This is a genomic window from Pseudomonas sp. HOU2 (assembly GCF_040729435.1).
GTDB lineage: Bacteria > Pseudomonadota > Gammaproteobacteria > Pseudomonadales > Pseudomonadaceae > Aquipseudomonas.
In genome coordinates, this window is sequence record NZ_CP160398.1 from 1982252 (window position 1) to 1999985 (window position 17734).

Annotated in this window: 12 protein-coding genes; 10 read left to right on the forward strand and 2 right to left on the reverse strand. The window is 61.3% G+C overall.

Going from position 1 to position 17734, the window contains the following annotated elements:
- Positions 1–51 precede the first annotated feature (51 nt).
- The 9 genes from ABV589_RS08870 to ABV589_RS08910 all read left to right on the forward strand — a co-directional run bounded on the left by ABV589_RS08870 (position 52) and on the right by ABV589_RS08910 (position 10154).
- Positions 52–807, forward strand: coding sequence for a DeoR/GlpR family transcriptional regulator (locus ABV589_RS08870; RefSeq protein ID WP_007963957.1), 756 nt, complete (start codon positions 52–54; stop codon positions 805–807).
- A gap of 328 nt (positions 808–1135) precedes the next feature.
- The gene (gene glpD / locus ABV589_RS08875) at positions 1136–2671 is read left to right on the forward strand and encodes a glycerol-3-phosphate dehydrogenase (RefSeq protein WP_123588586.1); all 1536 of its coding nucleotides are present in this window, start codon (positions 1136–1138) and stop codon (positions 2669–2671) included.
- Between the two features lie 434 nt (positions 2672–3105).
- Complete coding sequence (locus ABV589_RS08880; RefSeq protein ID WP_367085593.1) at positions 3106–4032, forward strand: glutamate/aspartate ABC transporter substrate-binding protein; 927 nt, start codon at positions 3106–3108, stop codon at positions 4030–4032.
- A 190-nt stretch (positions 4033–4222) separates the two neighbouring features.
- A complete protein-coding gene (locus ABV589_RS08885) occupies positions 4223–4969 on the forward strand; it encodes an amino acid ABC transporter permease (protein WP_057012160.1) in 747 nt (248 codons plus the stop codon).
- Entirely contained in the window at positions 4969–5640 is a 672-nt protein-coding gene (locus ABV589_RS08890; protein ID WP_007963949.1) for an ABC transporter permease subunit, read from the forward strand. The genes ABV589_RS08885 and ABV589_RS08890 overlap by 1 nt, the downstream gene beginning before the upstream one ends.
- Positions 5637–6371 carry an amino acid ABC transporter ATP-binding protein gene (locus tag ABV589_RS08895; RefSeq protein ID WP_007963947.1) on the forward strand — a complete coding sequence of 245 codons (735 nt, stop codon included), beginning with the start codon at positions 5637–5639 and terminating at the stop codon, positions 6369–6371. The genes ABV589_RS08890 and ABV589_RS08895 overlap by 4 nt, the downstream gene beginning before the upstream one ends.
- Positions 6372–6589: 218 nt before the next feature.
- Positions 6590–8491, forward strand: coding sequence for an ATP-binding protein (locus ABV589_RS08900; RefSeq protein WP_367085594.1), 1902 nt, complete (start codon positions 6590–6592; stop codon positions 8489–8491).
- 44 nt (positions 8492–8535) lie between these two features.
- Complete coding sequence (locus tag ABV589_RS08905) at positions 8536–9816, forward strand: sigma-54 dependent transcriptional regulator (RefSeq protein WP_367086182.1); 1281 nt, start codon at positions 8536–8538, stop codon at positions 9814–9816.
- Positions 9817–9824: 8 nt separating this feature from the next.
- Positions 9825–10154, forward strand: a complete 330-nt coding sequence (locus tag ABV589_RS08910; RefSeq protein ID WP_367086183.1) for a GlpM family protein — start codon at positions 9825–9827, stop codon at positions 10152–10154.
- 127 nt (positions 10155–10281) lie between these two features.
- Here the strand turns inward: ABV589_RS08910 and ABV589_RS08915 are convergent, their stop codons facing one another.
- Entirely contained in the window at positions 10282–10950 is a 669-nt protein-coding gene (locus ABV589_RS08915; protein WP_367085595.1) for a DsbA family oxidoreductase, read from the reverse strand.
- Positions 10951–11115: 165 nt separating this feature from the next.
- A complete protein-coding gene (locus ABV589_RS08920; RefSeq protein WP_367085596.1) occupies positions 11116–12135 on the reverse strand; it encodes an alpha/beta hydrolase in 1020 nt (339 codons plus the stop codon).
- 313 nt (positions 12136–12448) lie between these two features.
- Between ABV589_RS08920 and ABV589_RS08925 the strand changes: the two genes are divergently transcribed.
- A complete protein-coding gene (locus tag ABV589_RS08925) occupies positions 12449–17614 on the forward strand; it encodes a DUF6543 domain-containing protein (RefSeq protein ID WP_367085597.1) in 5166 nt (1721 codons plus the stop codon).
- Positions 17615–17734: the final 120 nt, after the last annotated feature.

Below are 17734 nucleotides of genomic sequence, written 5' to 3' on the forward strand. Positions count from 1 at the left end.
ATTCCTGCGGCATCATGGGCAAATTTTGCACGGCAGCCCAAAGGAAGCCCCATGAATCTGCCTCCCCGTCAGCAGCAAATCCTCGAGCTGGTCCGCGAACGCGGCTATGTGAGCATCGAGGAAATGGCGACGCTGTTCGTTGTTACCCCGCAAACCATCCGCCGCGACATCAATCAGCTCGCGGAAGCCAATCTGTTGCGTCGCTACCATGGCGGCGCGGCCTATGATTCCAGCGTCGAAAACACCGCCTACGCGATGCGCGCCGACCAGATGCGCGACGAAAAACAACGCATCGGCGAAGCCATCGCTGCGCAGATCCCCGATCACGCCTCGCTGTTCATCAACATCGGCACCACCACCGAATCGATTGCCCGCGCCCTGCTCAACCATAGTCACCTGAAAATCATCACCAACAACCTGAACGTCGCCTCGATGCTCAGCGCCAAGGATGATTTCGATGTGCTGCTGACCGGCGGCAATGTGCGTCGTGACGGCGGTGTGGTGGGTCAGGCGAGTGTGGATTTCATCAATCAGTTCAAGGTCGATTTCGCGCTGGTGGGCATCAGTGGCATCGACGAAGACGGCAGCCTGCTGGACTTCGATTATCAGGAAGTGCGGGTTTCCCAGGCGATCATCGCCAATGCGCGACAGGTGATCCTGGCGGCGGACTCGAGCAAGTTCGGGCGTAACGCGATGATTCGCCTCGGTCCGATCAGCCTGATCGATTGCCTGGTGACCGATCAGCAACCCGTGCCGGCGCTGGCGCAGTTGCTGAGCCAGCACAAGATTCGTCTGGAAGTCGTTTAACCCCCACTTGGCGCAGCTCCCCTGTGGCGAGGGAGCTTGCTCCCGCTGGGCTGCGAAGCGGCCCCAAAACCATATAATCCAGTGCCTCCAGCCACTTCCTGCGCATCGGATGTACGACGGCTCCGCCGCCGAGCGGGAGCAAGCTCCCTCGCCACAAAGATCATCTGCGCCTTGATAATGTTCGAAAATTTTCTTTTGGCCGCCCTTCGATGAGTTTTTTCAATCGAAGGCGACTGGCTGCGCGCGGCTTTATGGGCTACCATTTTCGCAAATGAACATTTATGTTCGATTTCCAAGACAGAAAATCAAAAGAGCCCGAGGCCAGCCGATGTCCACCTCTACCTTGCGTACGCCCCCTATCTCCGAGATCTACGATGTTGCCGTGATTGGCGGCGGGATCAATGGCGTGGGGATCGCAGCGGATGCCGCCGGTCGCGGTCTGTCGGTGTTCCTTTGCGAAAAAGATGACCTGGCCAGCCACACCTCGTCGGCCAGCAGCAAACTGATCCACGGTGGCCTGCGCTACCTCGAACATTACGAATTCCGACTGGTGCGTGAAGCACTGGCCGAGCGCGAAGTGCTGCTGGCCAAGGCGCCGCACATCGTCAAGCCGATGCGTTTCGTGCTGCCGCACCGTCCGCACCTGCGTCCGGCGTGGATGATTCGCGCCGGCCTGTTTCTCTATGACAACCTCGGCAAGCGCGAAAAGCTGCCAGGTTCGAAAAGCCTGAAATTCGGCGCCGACAGCGCGCTGAAGAGCGAAATCACCAAAGGCTTCGAATACTCCGATTGCTGGGTCGATGACGCCCGCCTCGTGGTCCTGAATGCCATGGCCGCGCGGGAAAAAGGCGCCCACGTGCACACCCAGACCCGTTGCGTCAGCGCCCGCCGCGCCAAGGGCCTGTGGCACCTGAGCCTGGAGCGCGCCGATGGCAGCCTGTTTTCGATCACCGCCAAGGCGCTGGTGAACGCCGCCGGCCCGTGGGTCGCCAAGTTCATCCGTGACGACCTGAAGATGGAATCGCCGTACGGCATCCGCCTGATTCAGGGCAGCCACATCATCGTGCCGAAACTGTACGAAGGTGATCACGCGCACATCCTGCAAAACGAAGATCAGCGCATCGTCTTCACCATTCCGTACCTGAACCACTTCACCCTGATCGGCACCACCGACCGTGAATACACCGGCGATCCGGCGAAAGTGGCAATCACCGACGGCGAAACCGATTACCTGCTGAAAGTGGTCAACGCCCACTTCAAGAAGCAGATCAGCCGCGATGACATCCAGCACAGCTACTCGGGCGTCCGTCCGCTGTGCAATGACGAATCCGACAACCCGTCCGCTGTGACCCGCGACTACACCCTGGCGCTGTCCGGTGGCGGCGAAGAAGCACCGCTGCTGTCAGTGTTCGGCGGCAAGCTGACCACCTACCGCAAACTCGCCGAGTCGGCGATGGCCCAACTGATGCCGTACTTCACCCAGATGCGCCCGAGCTGGACCGCCACCGCGACCCTGCCCGGCGGCGAAGACATGACCACCCCGCAGGCCTTGAGCGCGCAGATTCGCGACAAGTTCGACTTCGTCCCGACCGAGATCGCCCGCCGCTGGGCCACCACCTACGGCAGCCGCACCTGGCGCATGCTCGAAGGCGTGGAAACCCTGGCCGACATGGGCGAACACCTCGGCGGCGGCCTCTACACCCGTGAAGTCGATTACCTGTGCAGTGAAGAATGGGCCACCACCGCTCACGACATCCTGTGGCGCCGCAGCAAACTGGGCCTGTTCACCACCCCGGCCGAGCAAGAGAAATTGGCGGCGTACCTGGGCAAGGTCGAGCAGAACCGCAAGATTGAAGCGGCATGATTTGAACATCGCTTAAACGAAAGCCCCTGAATTGAGAGATTCAGGGGCTTTTTTGTTTATCCGCGCCGGACATTGAACCTGTGGCGAGGGAGCTTGCTCCCGCTGGGTCGCGTAGCGGCCCTTTCATAAAAGCGGGCCTGCTGCGCAGTCCAGCGGGAGCAAGCTCCCTCGCCACAACAGCGTTCGGTTTTCCGAACGCGACCTCCCGGTCAATTCGGATAACCGGATCAGTTCCAGCCAAAAACACCGACATAAAACTTTAATCACTTTATAAATCAAGCCATTAGCCACTAGCGACTGCTCTGGCACGACTCATGCTCTACACTCTCTCGACGAATGCCTGCCGTGCCAACACTTCAGGAGCCGTCAGGCATTCGAAGCACAAAAGGGCCGACGAACTGGCTCCATAAAAAAAACAATTCGAGGAAAATTTGATGCGCATCGTTCCCCATATCCTGGGCGCAGCCATTGCGGCCGCTCTGATCAGCACGCCAGTTTTCGCCGCCGAACTCACCGGCACCCTGAAGAAAATCAACGATTCCGGCACTATCACCCTCGCTCACCGCGACAGCTCCATCCCGTTTTCCTACATCGCGGATGCTTCCGGCAAGCCAGTGGGCTACTCCCACGACATTCAACTGGCCATCGTTGAAGCCCTGAAAAAAGACCTGAACAAGCCAGACCTGCAGGTCAAATACAACCTGGTGACCTCGCAAACCCGTATCCCGCTGATCCAGAACGGCACCGCGGATATCGAGTGCGGTTCCACCACTAACAACGCCGAGCGCGCCCAGCAAGTCGACTTCACCGTCAACATCTTCGAAATCGGCACCCGTCTGCTGGTCAAGAAAGACAAGGATGGCAACCCGTCCTACAAAGACTTCGCCGACCTCAAAGGCAAAAACGTCGTGACCACTGCCGGTACCACGTCCGAGCGCATCATCAAAGCGATGAACGCCGACAAGCAGATGGGCATGAACATCATCTCCGCCAAGGACCACGGTGAATCCTTCAACATGCTGGAAAGCGGCCGCGCCGTTGCCTTCATGATGGACGACGCCCTGCTGGCCGGCGAAGAAGCCAAGGCCAAGAAGCCGGACGACTGGGTCATCACCGGTACTCCACAATCCTTCGAAGCCTACGCGTGCATGGTTCGCAAGGACGACCCGGCCTTCAAGAAGGCAGTGGATGACGCCATTGTCGGCCTGTACAAATCCGGCAAGATCAACGAGATCTACAAGAAGTGGTTCGAAACCGCGATTCCGCCAAAGGGCCTGAACCTCAACTTCCCGATGAGCGACAAGGTGAAAGAGCTGATCGCCAATCCAAGCGACAAGCCGGCGCCTGACGTAAAAAGCTGATTCCTGACTAACCTTATCCCCTGAGGGAGCCACCCTCCCTCAGGCGTCTGTTACCTGCTGGTTTCACAGTGGAACACTCGACCTGGCGGTTTTCGAGCCGATCGCGTGTGCCCGGCGTTCAACGTCGGACGGGAAAGGATCTTCCCCAAGCGGGTGCTTGTACATCGATCGATTTCGAGGGGAGACCCTAATGAATTACAACTGGGACTGGGGCGTGTTCTTCAAGTCCACCGGCGTGGGCAGCGAGACTTATCTCGACTGGTACATCGCCGGCCTGGGCTGGACCATTGCCATCGCTGTCGTGGCATGGATCATCGCCTTGCTGCTGGGCTCCATTCTGGGGGTCATGCGCACCGTGCCGAACCGCATCGTATCGGGCATCGCGACCTGCTACGTCGAACTGTTTCGCAACGTGCCGCTGCTGGTGCAGCTGTTCATCTGGTACTTCCTGGTGCCCGACCTGCTGCCGCAGAACCTGCAGGACTGGTACAAACAGGATCTGAACCCGACCACCTCGGCCTACCTGAGCGTGGTCGTGTGCCTGGGCCTGTTCACCGCCGCCCGGGTCTGCGAGCAAGTGCGCACCGGTATCCAGGCGCTGCCACGCGGTCAGGAATCCGCCGCCCGCGCCATGGGCTTCAAGTTGCCGCAGATCTACTGGAACGTGCTGCTGCCCCAGGCCTACCGCATCATCATTCCGCCGCTGACCTCGGAATTCCTCAACGTCTTCAAGAACTCCTCCGTGGCGTCCCTGATCGGCCTGATGGAACTGCTGGCGCAAACCAAGCAGACCGCCGAGTTCTCGGCCAACCTGTTTGAAGCGTTCACCCTGGCCACGCTGATCTACTTCACCCTGAACATGAGCCTGATGTTGCTGATGCGCATGGTCGAGAAGAAAGTCGCAGTGCCCGGCCTGATCTCCGTGGGGGGTAAATAATGGACTTCGATTTCAGCGGCATCATCCCCGCGATCCCGGGCCTGTGGAACGGCATGGTCATGACCTTGCAGCTGATGGTCATGGGCGTGATCGGCGGCATCGTGCTGGGGACCATCCTCGCGCTGATGCGCCTGTCGTCGAGCAAACTGCTGTCGCGGGTCGCCGGCGCCTACGTGAACTACTTCCGCTCGATCCCGCTGCTGCTGGTGATCACCTGGTTCTACCTGGCGGTGCCGTTCGTGCTGCGCTGGATCACCGGCGAAGACACCCCGATCGGCGCGTTCACCTCCTGCGTCGTGGCCTTCATGATGTTCGAAGCCGCGTACTTCTGCGAGATCGTCCGGGCCGGCGTGCAGTCGATCCCCAAAGGCCAGATGGCCGCAGCGCAAGCGATGGGCATGACCTATGGCCAGACCATGCGTCTGATCATCCTGCCCCAGGCGTTCCGCAAGATGACCCCGTTGTTGCTGCAACAGTCGATCATCCTGTTCCAGGACACCTCGCTGGTCTACACCGTGGGCCTGGTGGATTTCCTCAACTCCGCCCGCTCCAGCGGCGACATCATCGGTCGTTCCAACGAGTTCCTGATCTTCGCCGGTGTCGTCTACTTCATCATCAGCTTTTCCGCCTCGCTGCTGGTCAAGCGTCTGCAAAAAAGGTTCGCCGTATGATCTCTATCAAAAACATCAACAAGTGGTATGGCGACTTCCAGGTGCTGACTGATTGCAGCACCGAGGTCAAGAAAGGCGAAGTGATCGTGGTCTGCGGCCCGTCGGGTTCGGGCAAGTCGACCCTGATCAAGTGCGTCAACGCGCTGGAGCCGTTCCAGAAAGGCGACATCGTCGTCGACGGCACCTCGATTGCCGACTCCAAGACCAACCTGCCGAAACTGCGTTCGCGCGTCGGCATGGTGTTCCAGCATTTCGAGCTGTTCCCGCACCTGACCATCACCGAGAACCTGACCATCGCGCAGATCAAGGTGCTCGGTCGCAGCAAGGAAGAGGCGACCAAGAAAGGTCTGCAACTGCTCGAGCGCGTCGGCTTGTCGGCGCATGCGCACAAGCACCCGGGGCAACTGTCCGGCGGTCAGCAGCAGCGTGTGGCGATTGCCCGTGCGCTGGCGATGGACCCGATCGTCATGCTGTTCGACGAACCGACCTCGGCGCTCGATCCGGAAATGGTCAACGAAGTGCTCGACGTGATGGTGCAACTGGCCCACGAGGGCATGACCATGATGTGCGTGACCCACGAAATGGGCTTCGCGCGCAAAGTGGCTGACCGGGTGATCTTCATGGACGCCGGCAAGATCATCGAAGACTGCCCGAAAGAGGAATTCTTCGGCGACATCAGCGCCCGCTCCGAACGCGCGCAGCATTTCCTCGAGAAAATCCTGCAGCACTAAAAGCAACACCGATTTGCCCTTGTGGCGAGGGAGCTTGCTCCCGCTGGGTCGCGCAGCGGCCCCAAAACCTGCCAATGCGATCTATCTGAAACACCGCATTGAATGGATTTACGACTGCTTCGCAGCCGAGCGGGAGCAAGCTCCCTCGCCACAGGTTCCAGGCTCGACCAAACCAGTGCGTCGTCCGCGGCAGCGCTGGTTGACCCAAGGCAACTGTGATGAAATGCGACCCCAATCTCTATCGCGCAGCGCCGCCATCACTTGCCGTGAAGCCCCGTCTGATTCGCCATCTGTTCCTGCCGCCGCTGATCATCATCCTGATGATCGGCCTGGGTTACGCCGGCTTCTGGACCAGTGAACATTTCGGCATCCGCAGCCTCAGCGAAAACGGCCAGCGTCAGCTCGAACTGCACGCGCGCACCGTCGAAAGCGAGATCAGCAAATACACCTACCTGCCCAGCCTGCTGGAACTGGAAACCAGTGTCCCGCAACTGCTGGCCGACCCGACTCCGGAGCACCGGCAAACGGTCAATGCTTACCTTGAAGGCCTGAACCGGCGCAGCCGCAGTCGGGCCATCTACGTGATGGACACCACCGGCCGCGTGATGGCCACCAGCAACTGGCGCGACGTCGACAGTTACCTCGGCGAAGACCTGTCCTTTCGCGCCTATTTCCAGAAAGCCGTACGCGGCGAACCGGGGCGGTTCTACGGCATCGGCAGCACCAGCGGCGAGCCCGGTTACTACCTCGCCCATGGTCTGGAAGAACACGGCAAGATCATCGGCGTCGCCGTGGTCAAGGTGCGTCTCGAAGCCCTGGAAGAACGCTGGCAACGCGCCCGCCTGGAGGCCTTCGTCAGCGACGAGAACGGCATCATCATTCTTTCCAGCGATCCGGCGCGACGCCTCAAATCGGTGATACCGCTGAGTGATGAAACCAAAGAGAAACTCGCGCGCAGCCTGCAGTACTACTGGTTCCCGCTCAACGAACTGCAACCGCTGGCCCGCGAAACCCTGGCCGACGGTGTGGAGAAACTGACCTTCCCGGCCAACAGTGAACTGAGCGCCGATGACGACAGCATCAGCTATCTGGCGCAGACCCGGCCGCTGAGCGATACACCATGGAATTTCACCCTGCTCACGCCGTTGCAGGACTTGCGTCGTGAAGCGATCAATCAGGGCATTCTGGTGGCCGTGGCCTTCGCCCTGGTGGCGTTCTTGCTGATCGCCTGGAACGAGCGGCGCAAGGTCATTGCCACCCGCCTCGCCGCCCGCGAAGCCTTGCAGGAAGCCAACAATCAACTGGAGCGTCGGATTACCGAACGCACCGGCGACCTGCGCGCCAGCAACGAACGGCTGAAGAGTCAGATCCGCGAGCGACGCCAGGCCGAAGAGACCCTGCGCCGCGCCCAGGACGAGCTGGTGCAGGCCGGCAAGCTCGCGGCCATCGGCCAGATGTCCACCAGCATCGCCCACGAACTGAATCAGCCGCTGGCGGCGATGCGCACCCTGTCCGGCAACACCATTCGCTTTCTGGAACGCGGCCAGCTCGACGTCGCCAGCACCAACCTCAAGACCATCAACGATCTGATCGACCGCATGGGCCGGATCACCGCCAGCCTGCGTTCGTTCGCCCGGCGCGGCGACGACAAGGGTCAGGCCAGCCTCGGCAAAGCGGTGGATGCTGCGCTGCAATTGCTCGGGGCGCGGGTGGACAGCATGGCGCTGCAACTGCACCGGCAGTTCAGCGATGTTCAGGTGCAGATCGACCAGACCCGCCTCGAACAGATTCTGGTCAACCTGATCGGCAACGCGCTCGACGCCATGCAGGCGCAACCCTTGCCGCAGCTGTGGCTGGAGGGCGAAGCGTTCAACGGCAAATATCGCCTGCGGGTGCGCGATAACGGCCACGGTGTCGATGCCGAGGCGCGCAAGCATCTGTTCGAGCCGTTTTTCACCACCAAACCCGGCGAGCAGGGTCTGGGCCTCGGCCTGACCCTCTCCGCCAGCCTCGCCGCCGCCACCGGCGGGCACCTGGGTGTCGAACACCCGGCCAGCGGTGGCACCACCTTCGTCCTCAGTTTACCGTTGGTAAGCCCTGATTCTGCCGAGCCAATATGAACCACGACCTTAGTGTGCTGATCGTCGAAGACGACCCCCATGTGCTGCTCGGCTGCCAGCAGGCGCTGACCCTGGAAGACATTCCCTGCATCGGCGTCGGCAGCGCCGAAGAAGCGCTGGAGCGGGTCGGCGACAACTTTGCCGGGATCGTCATCAGCGACATTCGCCTGCCCGGTATCGATGGCCTGGAACTGCTGACCCGCCTCAAGCAACGCGACCGCAGCCTGCCGGTGGTGCTGATCACCGGTCATGGCGATATCTCCATGGCCGTCGGCGCGATGCAGAAAGGCGCCTACGATTTCATGGAAAAACCGTTCTCCCCGGAGCGTCTGGTGGATGTCGCCCGCCGTGCACTGGAGCAACGCAGCCTGGCCCGGGAAGTCTCCTCGCTGCGTCGGCAACTGGCCGAACGCGACTCCCTCGAAGGTCGGATCATCGGGCGCTCGCCAGCCATGCAGAACCTGCGCGAGCTGATCGCCAACGTCGCCGACACCTCGGCCAACGTATTGATCGAAGGCGAGACCGGCACCGGCAAGGAACTGGTCGCCCGTTGCCTGCACGACTTCAGTCGCCGCCACAGCAAACAGTTCGTTGCGCTGAACTGCGGCGGCCTGCCGGAAAACCTCTTCGAAAGCGAAATTTTCGGTCACGAGGCCAACGCCTTCACCGGCGCCGGCAAACGGCGCATCGGCAAGATCGAACACGCTGACGGCGGCACGCTGTTCCTCGATGAAGTGGAAAGCATGCCCCTGCCCTTGCAGATCAAACTGCTGCGGGTGTTGCAGGAACGCACCCTCGAGCGCCTCGGTTCGAACCAGAGCGTGGCGGTGGATTGCCGGGTGATTGCCGCGACCAAATCCGACCTCGACGAAGCGAGCAAGGCCGGCGAGTTTCGCAGCGACTTGTACTACCGCCTCAACGTGGTGACGCTGGAATTGCCGCCGCTGCGCGAGCGCCGTGAAGACATCCTGCAACTGTTCGAACACTTCACCCAGCAGTCGGCGCTGCGTTTCGACCGCGCGCTGCCGGAGCTGGACAACCAGACCCTGTCGAACCTGATGAGCCACGACTGGCCGGGCAACGTGCGCGAACTGCGTAACGTCGCCGAGCGCTTTGCCCTCGGCCTGCCGGCGTTCAAGAAATCCGGCGCCGGCAGCGGCAGCCAGGGTCTGGCGTTCGCCGAAGCGGTGGAAGCCTTCGAGCGCAACCTGCTCAACGACGCCTTGCAACGCAGCGGCGGCAACCTGACCCAGGCCAGCCTGGAACTGGGCATGGCCAAGACCACGCTGTTCGACAAAGTGAAAAAGTACGGGTTGAGCCACTGATGGATCTGATTCTCAAAGCCGCCCTAGGCGCAGCAGTGGTGGTGATTCTCGCGGCGCTGTCGAAGACCCGAAACTATTACATCGCCGGACTGGTGCCGCTGTTTCCGACCTTCGCGCTGATCGCCCATTACATCGTTGGCAACAGCCGTTCGATCAATGATCTGAAGGCGACCATCGTGTTTGGCATGTGGTCGATCATTCCGTATTTCATCTATCTGGCGACGCTGTACGTGATGGTTGACCGGATGCGCCTGGAGGCGTCACTGGCGGTGGCGGTTGTCGCGTGGTTGATCGCCTCCAGCGTATTGGTCTCGGTGTGGGTGCGCCTGCACAGCTGATCCCTGTAGGAGCTGCCGCAGGCTGCGATCTTTTGATCCTGCTCTTCAAAGGCAAAAGATCGCAGCCTGCGGCAGCTCCTACAGGGTTGGCATTCAGTTGTTGACGGTGCCGCCCGGGGGTGGGGATTCAGTTGTTGACGGTGCCGCCCCGGGTTTCGCTCATGATCTGCCGGATCGCCCCGACAAAGGTGTCCACCGGTTGCCCGCCCGTCACCGCGTACTGACCGTTGAACACCACGGTCGGCACTGAACTCACGCCGCGCTGCAGCCACAGTTGCTCTTCTTCGCGCACTTCATCGGCAAATTCGTTGCTGGCCAGAATCGCTTCGGCACGTTGCCGGTCCAGACCCACGCTTTCGGCAATCTGCGCCAATTGCGCGTGATCGGACGGATTGCCGCCATCGGTGAAATAGGCCTTGAACAGCGCCTGCTTCAACGGCAACTGCAACCCCTCAAGGCCGGCCCAATGCAACAGACGATGGGCATCGAAGGTGTTGTAGATGCGGCTGTTGCCATCGGTACGAAAGGCGAACCCGACCTCAGCGCCACGGGCACGAATCGCTTCGCGGTTTTTCTGTGACTGCTCCGGGGTCGAGCCGTACTTTTCGCTGATGTGTTCGGTGATGTTCTGCCCGTCCGGGCCCATCTTCGGGTTCAGTTCGAACGGCTGGAAATGAATCTCGGCCTGCACTTCATCGCGCAGAATCTCCAGCGCCTGCAGCAAGCCATTCAGACCGACGATGCACCACGGGCAGGAAACGTCGCTGACAAAATCGATTTTCAAAGCGGAATTCATCACACACCTCGCGGGCAGATCACACATCGCAAAGTCTGAAAGATACACCTGTAGGAGCTGCCGCAGGCTGCGATCTTTTGATCTTCAAAAGCAAAAGATCGCAGCCTTCGGCAGCTCCTACAGGGGGTGCATGCCAGTGCAGGAGTGAGCCTGGGGCCGACCCGGTTACAACAGATTCCCCGCCGCCACCGGCTCGATCTGCGCCCAGTGCGAGGTGTCTTCACGGTGCTCTTGCAAATACGGCAACACCGCCGCCAGCAACGGCGCCTTGAACGCCTCTTGGAAACGATGGGCCAGCCCCGGAATCAGCTTCAGCTGACTGCCACGGATATGCGCCGCCAGATGCACGCCGTGCATCACCGGCAACAACGGATCGGCCGTGCCGTGCACCACCAGGGTCGGCACCCGCAGTTGATTGAGCAAAGTCACCCGGCTCGGCTCGGCGAGGATCGCCATGATCTGGCGCTTCACACCTTCAGGATTGAATGCCCGGTCGTAAGCAATCGCCGCCTGATGCAGCAGTGCTTGCCGGTCATCTGTGACCGCCGGGCTACCGAGCGCCGCCAACAGATCGGCCTGTTGCTCCAATGCCACCTCGCGATTCGGTGCGCCACGCCGCGCCAGCAGTTGCACCAGCGCCGCACTGGGCGCCGGCAACCCTTCGGCGCCGGAACTGGTCATGATCAGCGTCAGACTCTCCACCCGTTGCGGAGCCATCGCCGCCAGATGTTGGGCGATCATCCCGCCCATGCTCGCGCCCAGCACGTGAAACTGGTCGATGTGCAACGCGTCCATCAAACCCAGCGCATCGTCGGCCATGTCGGTCAGCGAATACGGCGCCGACACCGGCAAGCCGAGCTTGTAGCGCAACACCTCGAACGTCAGGTTGGCCTCGGCCGGGGCCTGCCGCCAGGTCGACAGACCAACATCGCGATTGTCATAGCGGATCACCCGAAAACCCTGCTGACACAGCGCAACCACCACTTCGTCGGGCCAGTGAATCAACTGGCCTCCCAGGCCCATGACCAGCAACAGCGCCGGATCCGAAGCACGACCGATGCTCTGGTACGCCAGGCTCACCTGTGCCAGATCGACCCGTTCGGTCGGTACATTGACGTCGCAACGCGAAGCCGCCATCGACGGCAGGCCGAACAACAGCGCGGCCAACAAAAGAAATAAACGCATGAAGAAACACCGAAACGCAGAACCCCAGTAGAGCGCGAGTCTGATGAAGTTTGTTCAAGTGCGCTGCCACAGTTGCGTGACAGTTTGATGAAGATTGCCGAGCGGTCATTCTGCACAGCGTCCCGACGTCCGGCACGCTCTTCTATGCCAAAGCGATGACGGCAACGAATCAGGCCGGAGCGGTCTGTACATCCTCTGAAACAAAAGCACTATCAAGCGATAACCATGTACCGCATGAGCTTGTGACAGCGCGCCTCTAATAGGCATGAAAACCGGAATCACCCGGCCCGCATGCCTTTTGGAGCCTTGTCGCATGTCCCACGCACTGCCACCTGCAACGGCCGACTTCGGCCTTGATCAACGATTACAGCCATACGTCGATCAAACGCTTTACCTGTTGGCGACGGCTCGTTTGAACGAGTGTCACCAGCAATGGCTGGATCTCCTGGCCCACCATTCCCAACAGCCCGAAAGCGCCTGGTGGGGTGCCCGCGCCCCCGGCACGGCGCTGTCGCGGCGCGAGCATGCCCTGAGCCTGTATCACCTGCATTTCGAGGCCGCGCTTCAATGGGCGGGGGCCGAGGGCAAGCTCGACACCTCACAACGACACAGGCTGGCGCAGCTCCTCACCCCATCGAACAAGGTCGCGGCGGACCTGCGGGTCGCGCAACCGGTGCTCAACCGCGTCGATAACAGCCGCCTGCGCGTGTACGGCACGTTGCTGATCCAGCTGGAGGAAACGCTGCTGCTTTATCTGCCCGCGCACCCGCAACCGTTGATGCGTTTTCAACAGCAGACCGCGCTTGAACGCTGGTTGATTGACCAGCACCCGGATCCGCTACGCATCACCTCGCTGGACTTCATCGAGTTCGGTAGCGATCCGCTCACACGCGGATTTGAACCACTGATGTCCTCATCGGCAAGCACTGGTGCCAGTCGGGCCGCGCTCGACAAATTGTTTCCGGTCGCGCCCACCCGGCCAGAGAGTGCCGGGCCAACCGCCAGTGAGGTCGCGCCCTTCGGCCTGCTGGTTGCCGACATTCCCCTGGACCTGCGTCTGCAGACGCTGGCGCTTGAACAGCGTGCGCTTGACCGATTGTTCGGCGACGCCGATCCGGACAGCCCGCAACGTCAACAACAGAGACAACGACTCGACGCCTTGAACGCGGCCCGGCAAGCCAGTCATGACGCGGCATCGGCCCTGCTCGACAGCCATCATCCGTTGACGATGCTCGAATTGCGCCATGCCACAAACGTGCATTACCAGGCCCTGCTGGAGGCCCGCGTCGCGGGGTTGCGCGCCGAAGTCGAAGTGCAACGGGCGCTGGAGCAACTGTCCGTCGAGGAGCATCGGCTTGTCATCGCGATGCTCGACGCGCCCGAGCGCAACCTGCCGACAGCGGACGGGGTCATCGCGCGCGTATCGTTGGCGGCGACAGATGAGGGCGCTACCGCCGTCGAGGAGCTGCATGGTGTGCTGATCATCGCGACAACTGCGGCGCTGGCCCCCGGTTCGACTGACAGCCTGCTGCTTTACTGGCCCGGCCAGTTCGGCGGCCTGCAACGTTTTGCTTCGCGGGCGGCGCTGGAGCAGGACCTGTTCAAACGCTCGCCCGGCGATGGCGGGCTGACCCTGCACCTGACCCCGCTCACGGTTGACCCGCTCGTCTGGTCCCTCGATCAGCAGCTTTATCTGTGCGAACGGCAGGCCGCGCAGATTCTGCGCGATAATCCGCTGCCCGAACGGGCCGACGAGCGTCGGGCCGAAATGGAAAAGCTGCGCGAACAACACCTGCCGCGCCTGACCGTACCGATCGCGCAGGCCCGTGAGCGGGCATTTGCCGAACGTCAGGCGCAAGACCACAGCGCCGCGCTGGCCGGTAGCCTGCCCGGGTGGTTTGACAACCTGGACACTGCGCAACGTGCGCAGATCAAAGCGCTGATCAACCGCTACCTCGGCGCCATGCAACGCGCTCATGCCTTGCTCGAACGGGAATTGCCGCCACGTCAGGCCTTCGCCGAAAAGCGTATCGACGCTCGTTTGCGCGCAGACTTCGCGCTCAAACAACGGGTGAGTGTGAGTCTCGAGCTGCCCGACTCGACTTTCTGGCGTAGAACCGTGATGGAAGCCCCCGGGCCCGGCACGCCGCAACGCAACATCCTGACCGCGAGCGACAAGCGCAGTGTCGTCCCTCTCGAACAACTGGCACAGGACAATGTCGATCAGGACATGTGGTGGCGCCTGTCGTTCATGCAGGCCAGGATCAGCGCCGAGGACCCAAGTGATCGGCAGAGCCTCGAAGCCGGGCTCAACCCGGTCTATTTGCGCAAACTGGTAACGGAACTGGATCTGCCCGGACGTTACGAAGAACTGATTCGCCTGGCGTTTTTCGGCGCGCCGGAAGAACCGGCGTTTCAGCAGGCCTGGCGCCGCGAATGCCTGAGTGAACCATGGCGGCTGATGCTCCGCTTGCAAGGCGAATTCGCTTTGCTGCAACGGCACATCGACAGTGCCGGCCACGCTGTGCTGAAGGTCGCCATCGAGGCGACTACATCTCGGGCGTATGCCGCCGACGGACAACGCATTGCGCTGCTGCCGGCGCACCTGACCGTCGGTGGAGAGGACACCGCGCATCAGGGGACGAGCACGCTCGCGGGGGTCACGTTCATTGTCGAGCAAACCAGTGGCCTGACCCTGCTGTACCTGCCCGACAGCACCGACGCCATCTTCCTGCGTCAGTACGAAACGCTGGAACTGGCGCGGATGGATCTGTTCAGGCGTTGTGTGGACAGCAAAATGGTCAATTACCTGGCCGGACGCGCCGTGAGTGGCGATTTTGCCAGTCATGTCAGCCGGATCAACCAGGCTCAGCTGCGCAATTTCGATGCACTGATCGGCGTCGGGATGGCCTGGCCGGCGACCACCTCGCTGGCCATTCACCTGTTGAACGTGCACATGGGCCGACTACTGGAGGCCCATCGCGGCAGTTCGCGTTCCAACGATGCGTTGTATCTGGAGCGCTGTGCACTGAAATCCGGGGCGTTGTTCAACTACCTGAAAATGGCCATCGGCATGTTGCCGTTCGTGGGCGCGGCCGTGGCCCTGTATGACGCCTGGAACAGCGCCAATCTGGCCGTCGCGGCGTTCTTGCGGGGCGAGCTCGGGCATGGGCTGGCGGAGGTAGAGGCGGTGCTGCTGTCATTGATCGACGCGGCAATGGATGTGCTTCCCGGATCAGTCTCGGTCCCCGCAGCCGCACGCCTGGCCACCCGTCAGCGGCAACGCGCAGCCTTGGGCAGATCCGCCGCGATACCGACATCCTGGCAATGGACCAGGCAGTCACTCGAACGCTTCAAGGGTTACGAGTACGAACACGAGATTTCCCTCGCCGGCCTGCACCCCGGCACCCATGGGATTTATCGCAACGTCTATCGACATGCCGAGGGCGATTTTATCGTCCGTCAGGGCCGCATCTACCGGGTGCAGCTCAGCGATGCGTCGCGTGGCTGGAGGCTCTACGGCACGGCGAGCCGCGGCTACAAACAACCGATCGCCCTCGACGAAAGCGGCCAGTGGAATACCCATTACGCGGTGCACGGCACTGTAATGGACGGTGGCGGTGCCGGCGGTGGCGCCGTGCTCGGGCATCTGGCCGACGGCATGGACCCGCTCTGGCCCGAGTCCATCCGCCAATGGTTGCCGCGCTGGTGGACCGATCGGCAATTGCGCAGGCAATTGACCCTGACCAACACCGCCGACGCCTATACCCGGCGCCTTGATACCCAGACACGCGCTACCAACCAGTTGCTGGAGAACTACCAGTCACTCGACATTGCCCAGCGCAAGCCACTGCAGGCAGCCGTTGACGCCGCCTGCCGCAATGACATCGAGCTCGCGATCGCCCAATACGACAACCTTGCCGAGCTGTTGCCCCTGAGCCACGGCCACAAGAGCCTGCAGATCAAAGAGATCCACAGCCTTTGTGCATGGATCGTGGTCGACCGCTCCGTGCAACGCGTCACCGTGGCCCGTGACCGCTTGCTTGAGCACCTGAACCGGATCGACGCACTGGTCACCGAGTCCGATGCCACGCGTTTTGACAATATCGCTGCCCATATCAAACTCATGGCCCGGCGCAAGCTGGCACGCAAGGATTTTATCAAGGAGCTCGATCACCTGCATGCAGTCACCGAGCAGGCCAACCTGTGGAACAACCGCATCACCCATCAAGCGCATAAATCCAAAATGGCAGCCGACATGTTGGCCATCAACCGTAAACTCGGCGACCACACACACCACTACCTGAGAACTGCGCACCTGCTGGAAATCATCACCCGCTACGACGCGGTGGCCGACCTGTCCTGGGTGTATTTCCATACCCAGCTGAAAAATGCCCGTGCCAAAGTCGGGCGTGCGCTGCTGACTCAACATCATCTGCCGGAGGTCGGCGCCAGCCTGACCCAGCGTAATCGGGTGATCGAGGATTGCCTGCAGATCTATGCCGATTTTCGCCGTCAGCTCCACGCCTGGACGCTCGGTTATGCGCAGCATCTGGATCTGGAACAGGTCGGGCCGTTTCTCGACGGTCTGAGCAAGGTTGAAGAGCACGCGCGGCATGCGATCAAACAGCGTCCGCCAATCAAGCCTAAAGAGCCCGGCGGCAAGCAACTGTTCGAAACCGAGGACAACCAGTTGCTGATCGGTACGGAAAGCATCGACGCCGGCACCCGGGAGAAACGCTTCACTGTCGAAGGCATCGACGGGTTCCGCGAAACCTGGTTGCCGCGCTCTACTGGCAAGTACCACCTGCAAGCTCAGAGCACGCCGGCCGCTGCCCCCCTGACAGGCGACGTTCAGCCATTGCTGACCGAAGCCCGAAAACGTCTTGCGGCAGTTCCCGCCTACAGCGACAAGGTTCAGGCCTACGCCCCCCAGGACATGCTGCCAGTGGATCTGGAACATATGCTCGGCAGCGAAGCGACGGAACTGAGTACCCGCGCGCAGGCCATCGAGCGATTGTCACCGACCGAGCCGATGGTGCGCCAACTGCACGACACGGCCGCAGAATTGCGGCGAACCGGCCGTACTTTGCGCATCGATCAGTCAATGCGCAGCAAGACGCCTACCGAAGGCTATCTGGATTATTTGCTGCAACAACATGTGGTGGAAATCCGCAAGGAAGGCGCGCTGCGGGCACTGGGCAAACGCGCTGACGGGCGCAAGGATTACCTTCAGGAATACGAGGTGCGCGACCTCACCAGCACACCGCCGCGCACGCTGTGGTATGCGCACTTTCACTACACCTCGGACAAGGTGCCATTCACCGACTTCGTCAAAGCGCATCTGAAACTGCCGGAGCAACGTAATCTCGGCCTGCAATGGCAGCAGGCCCGGGCCGCCGGCGGTGCGCAGGTCGAGGCGATCTGGCGCGGCGATATCGGCAAACCGCTGGGCATCCGGCATTTCGCAGATCTCTAGGGCAAAAAGCAGCGGGGCACTGGCTATGCCCCGCTGCTGCTGGAGCGGTCGACAGCGCCGTCAACATGAGACAAACTCACCGCTTTCGTCATGATCACAAATTTTCTTCATGGGGCCAGC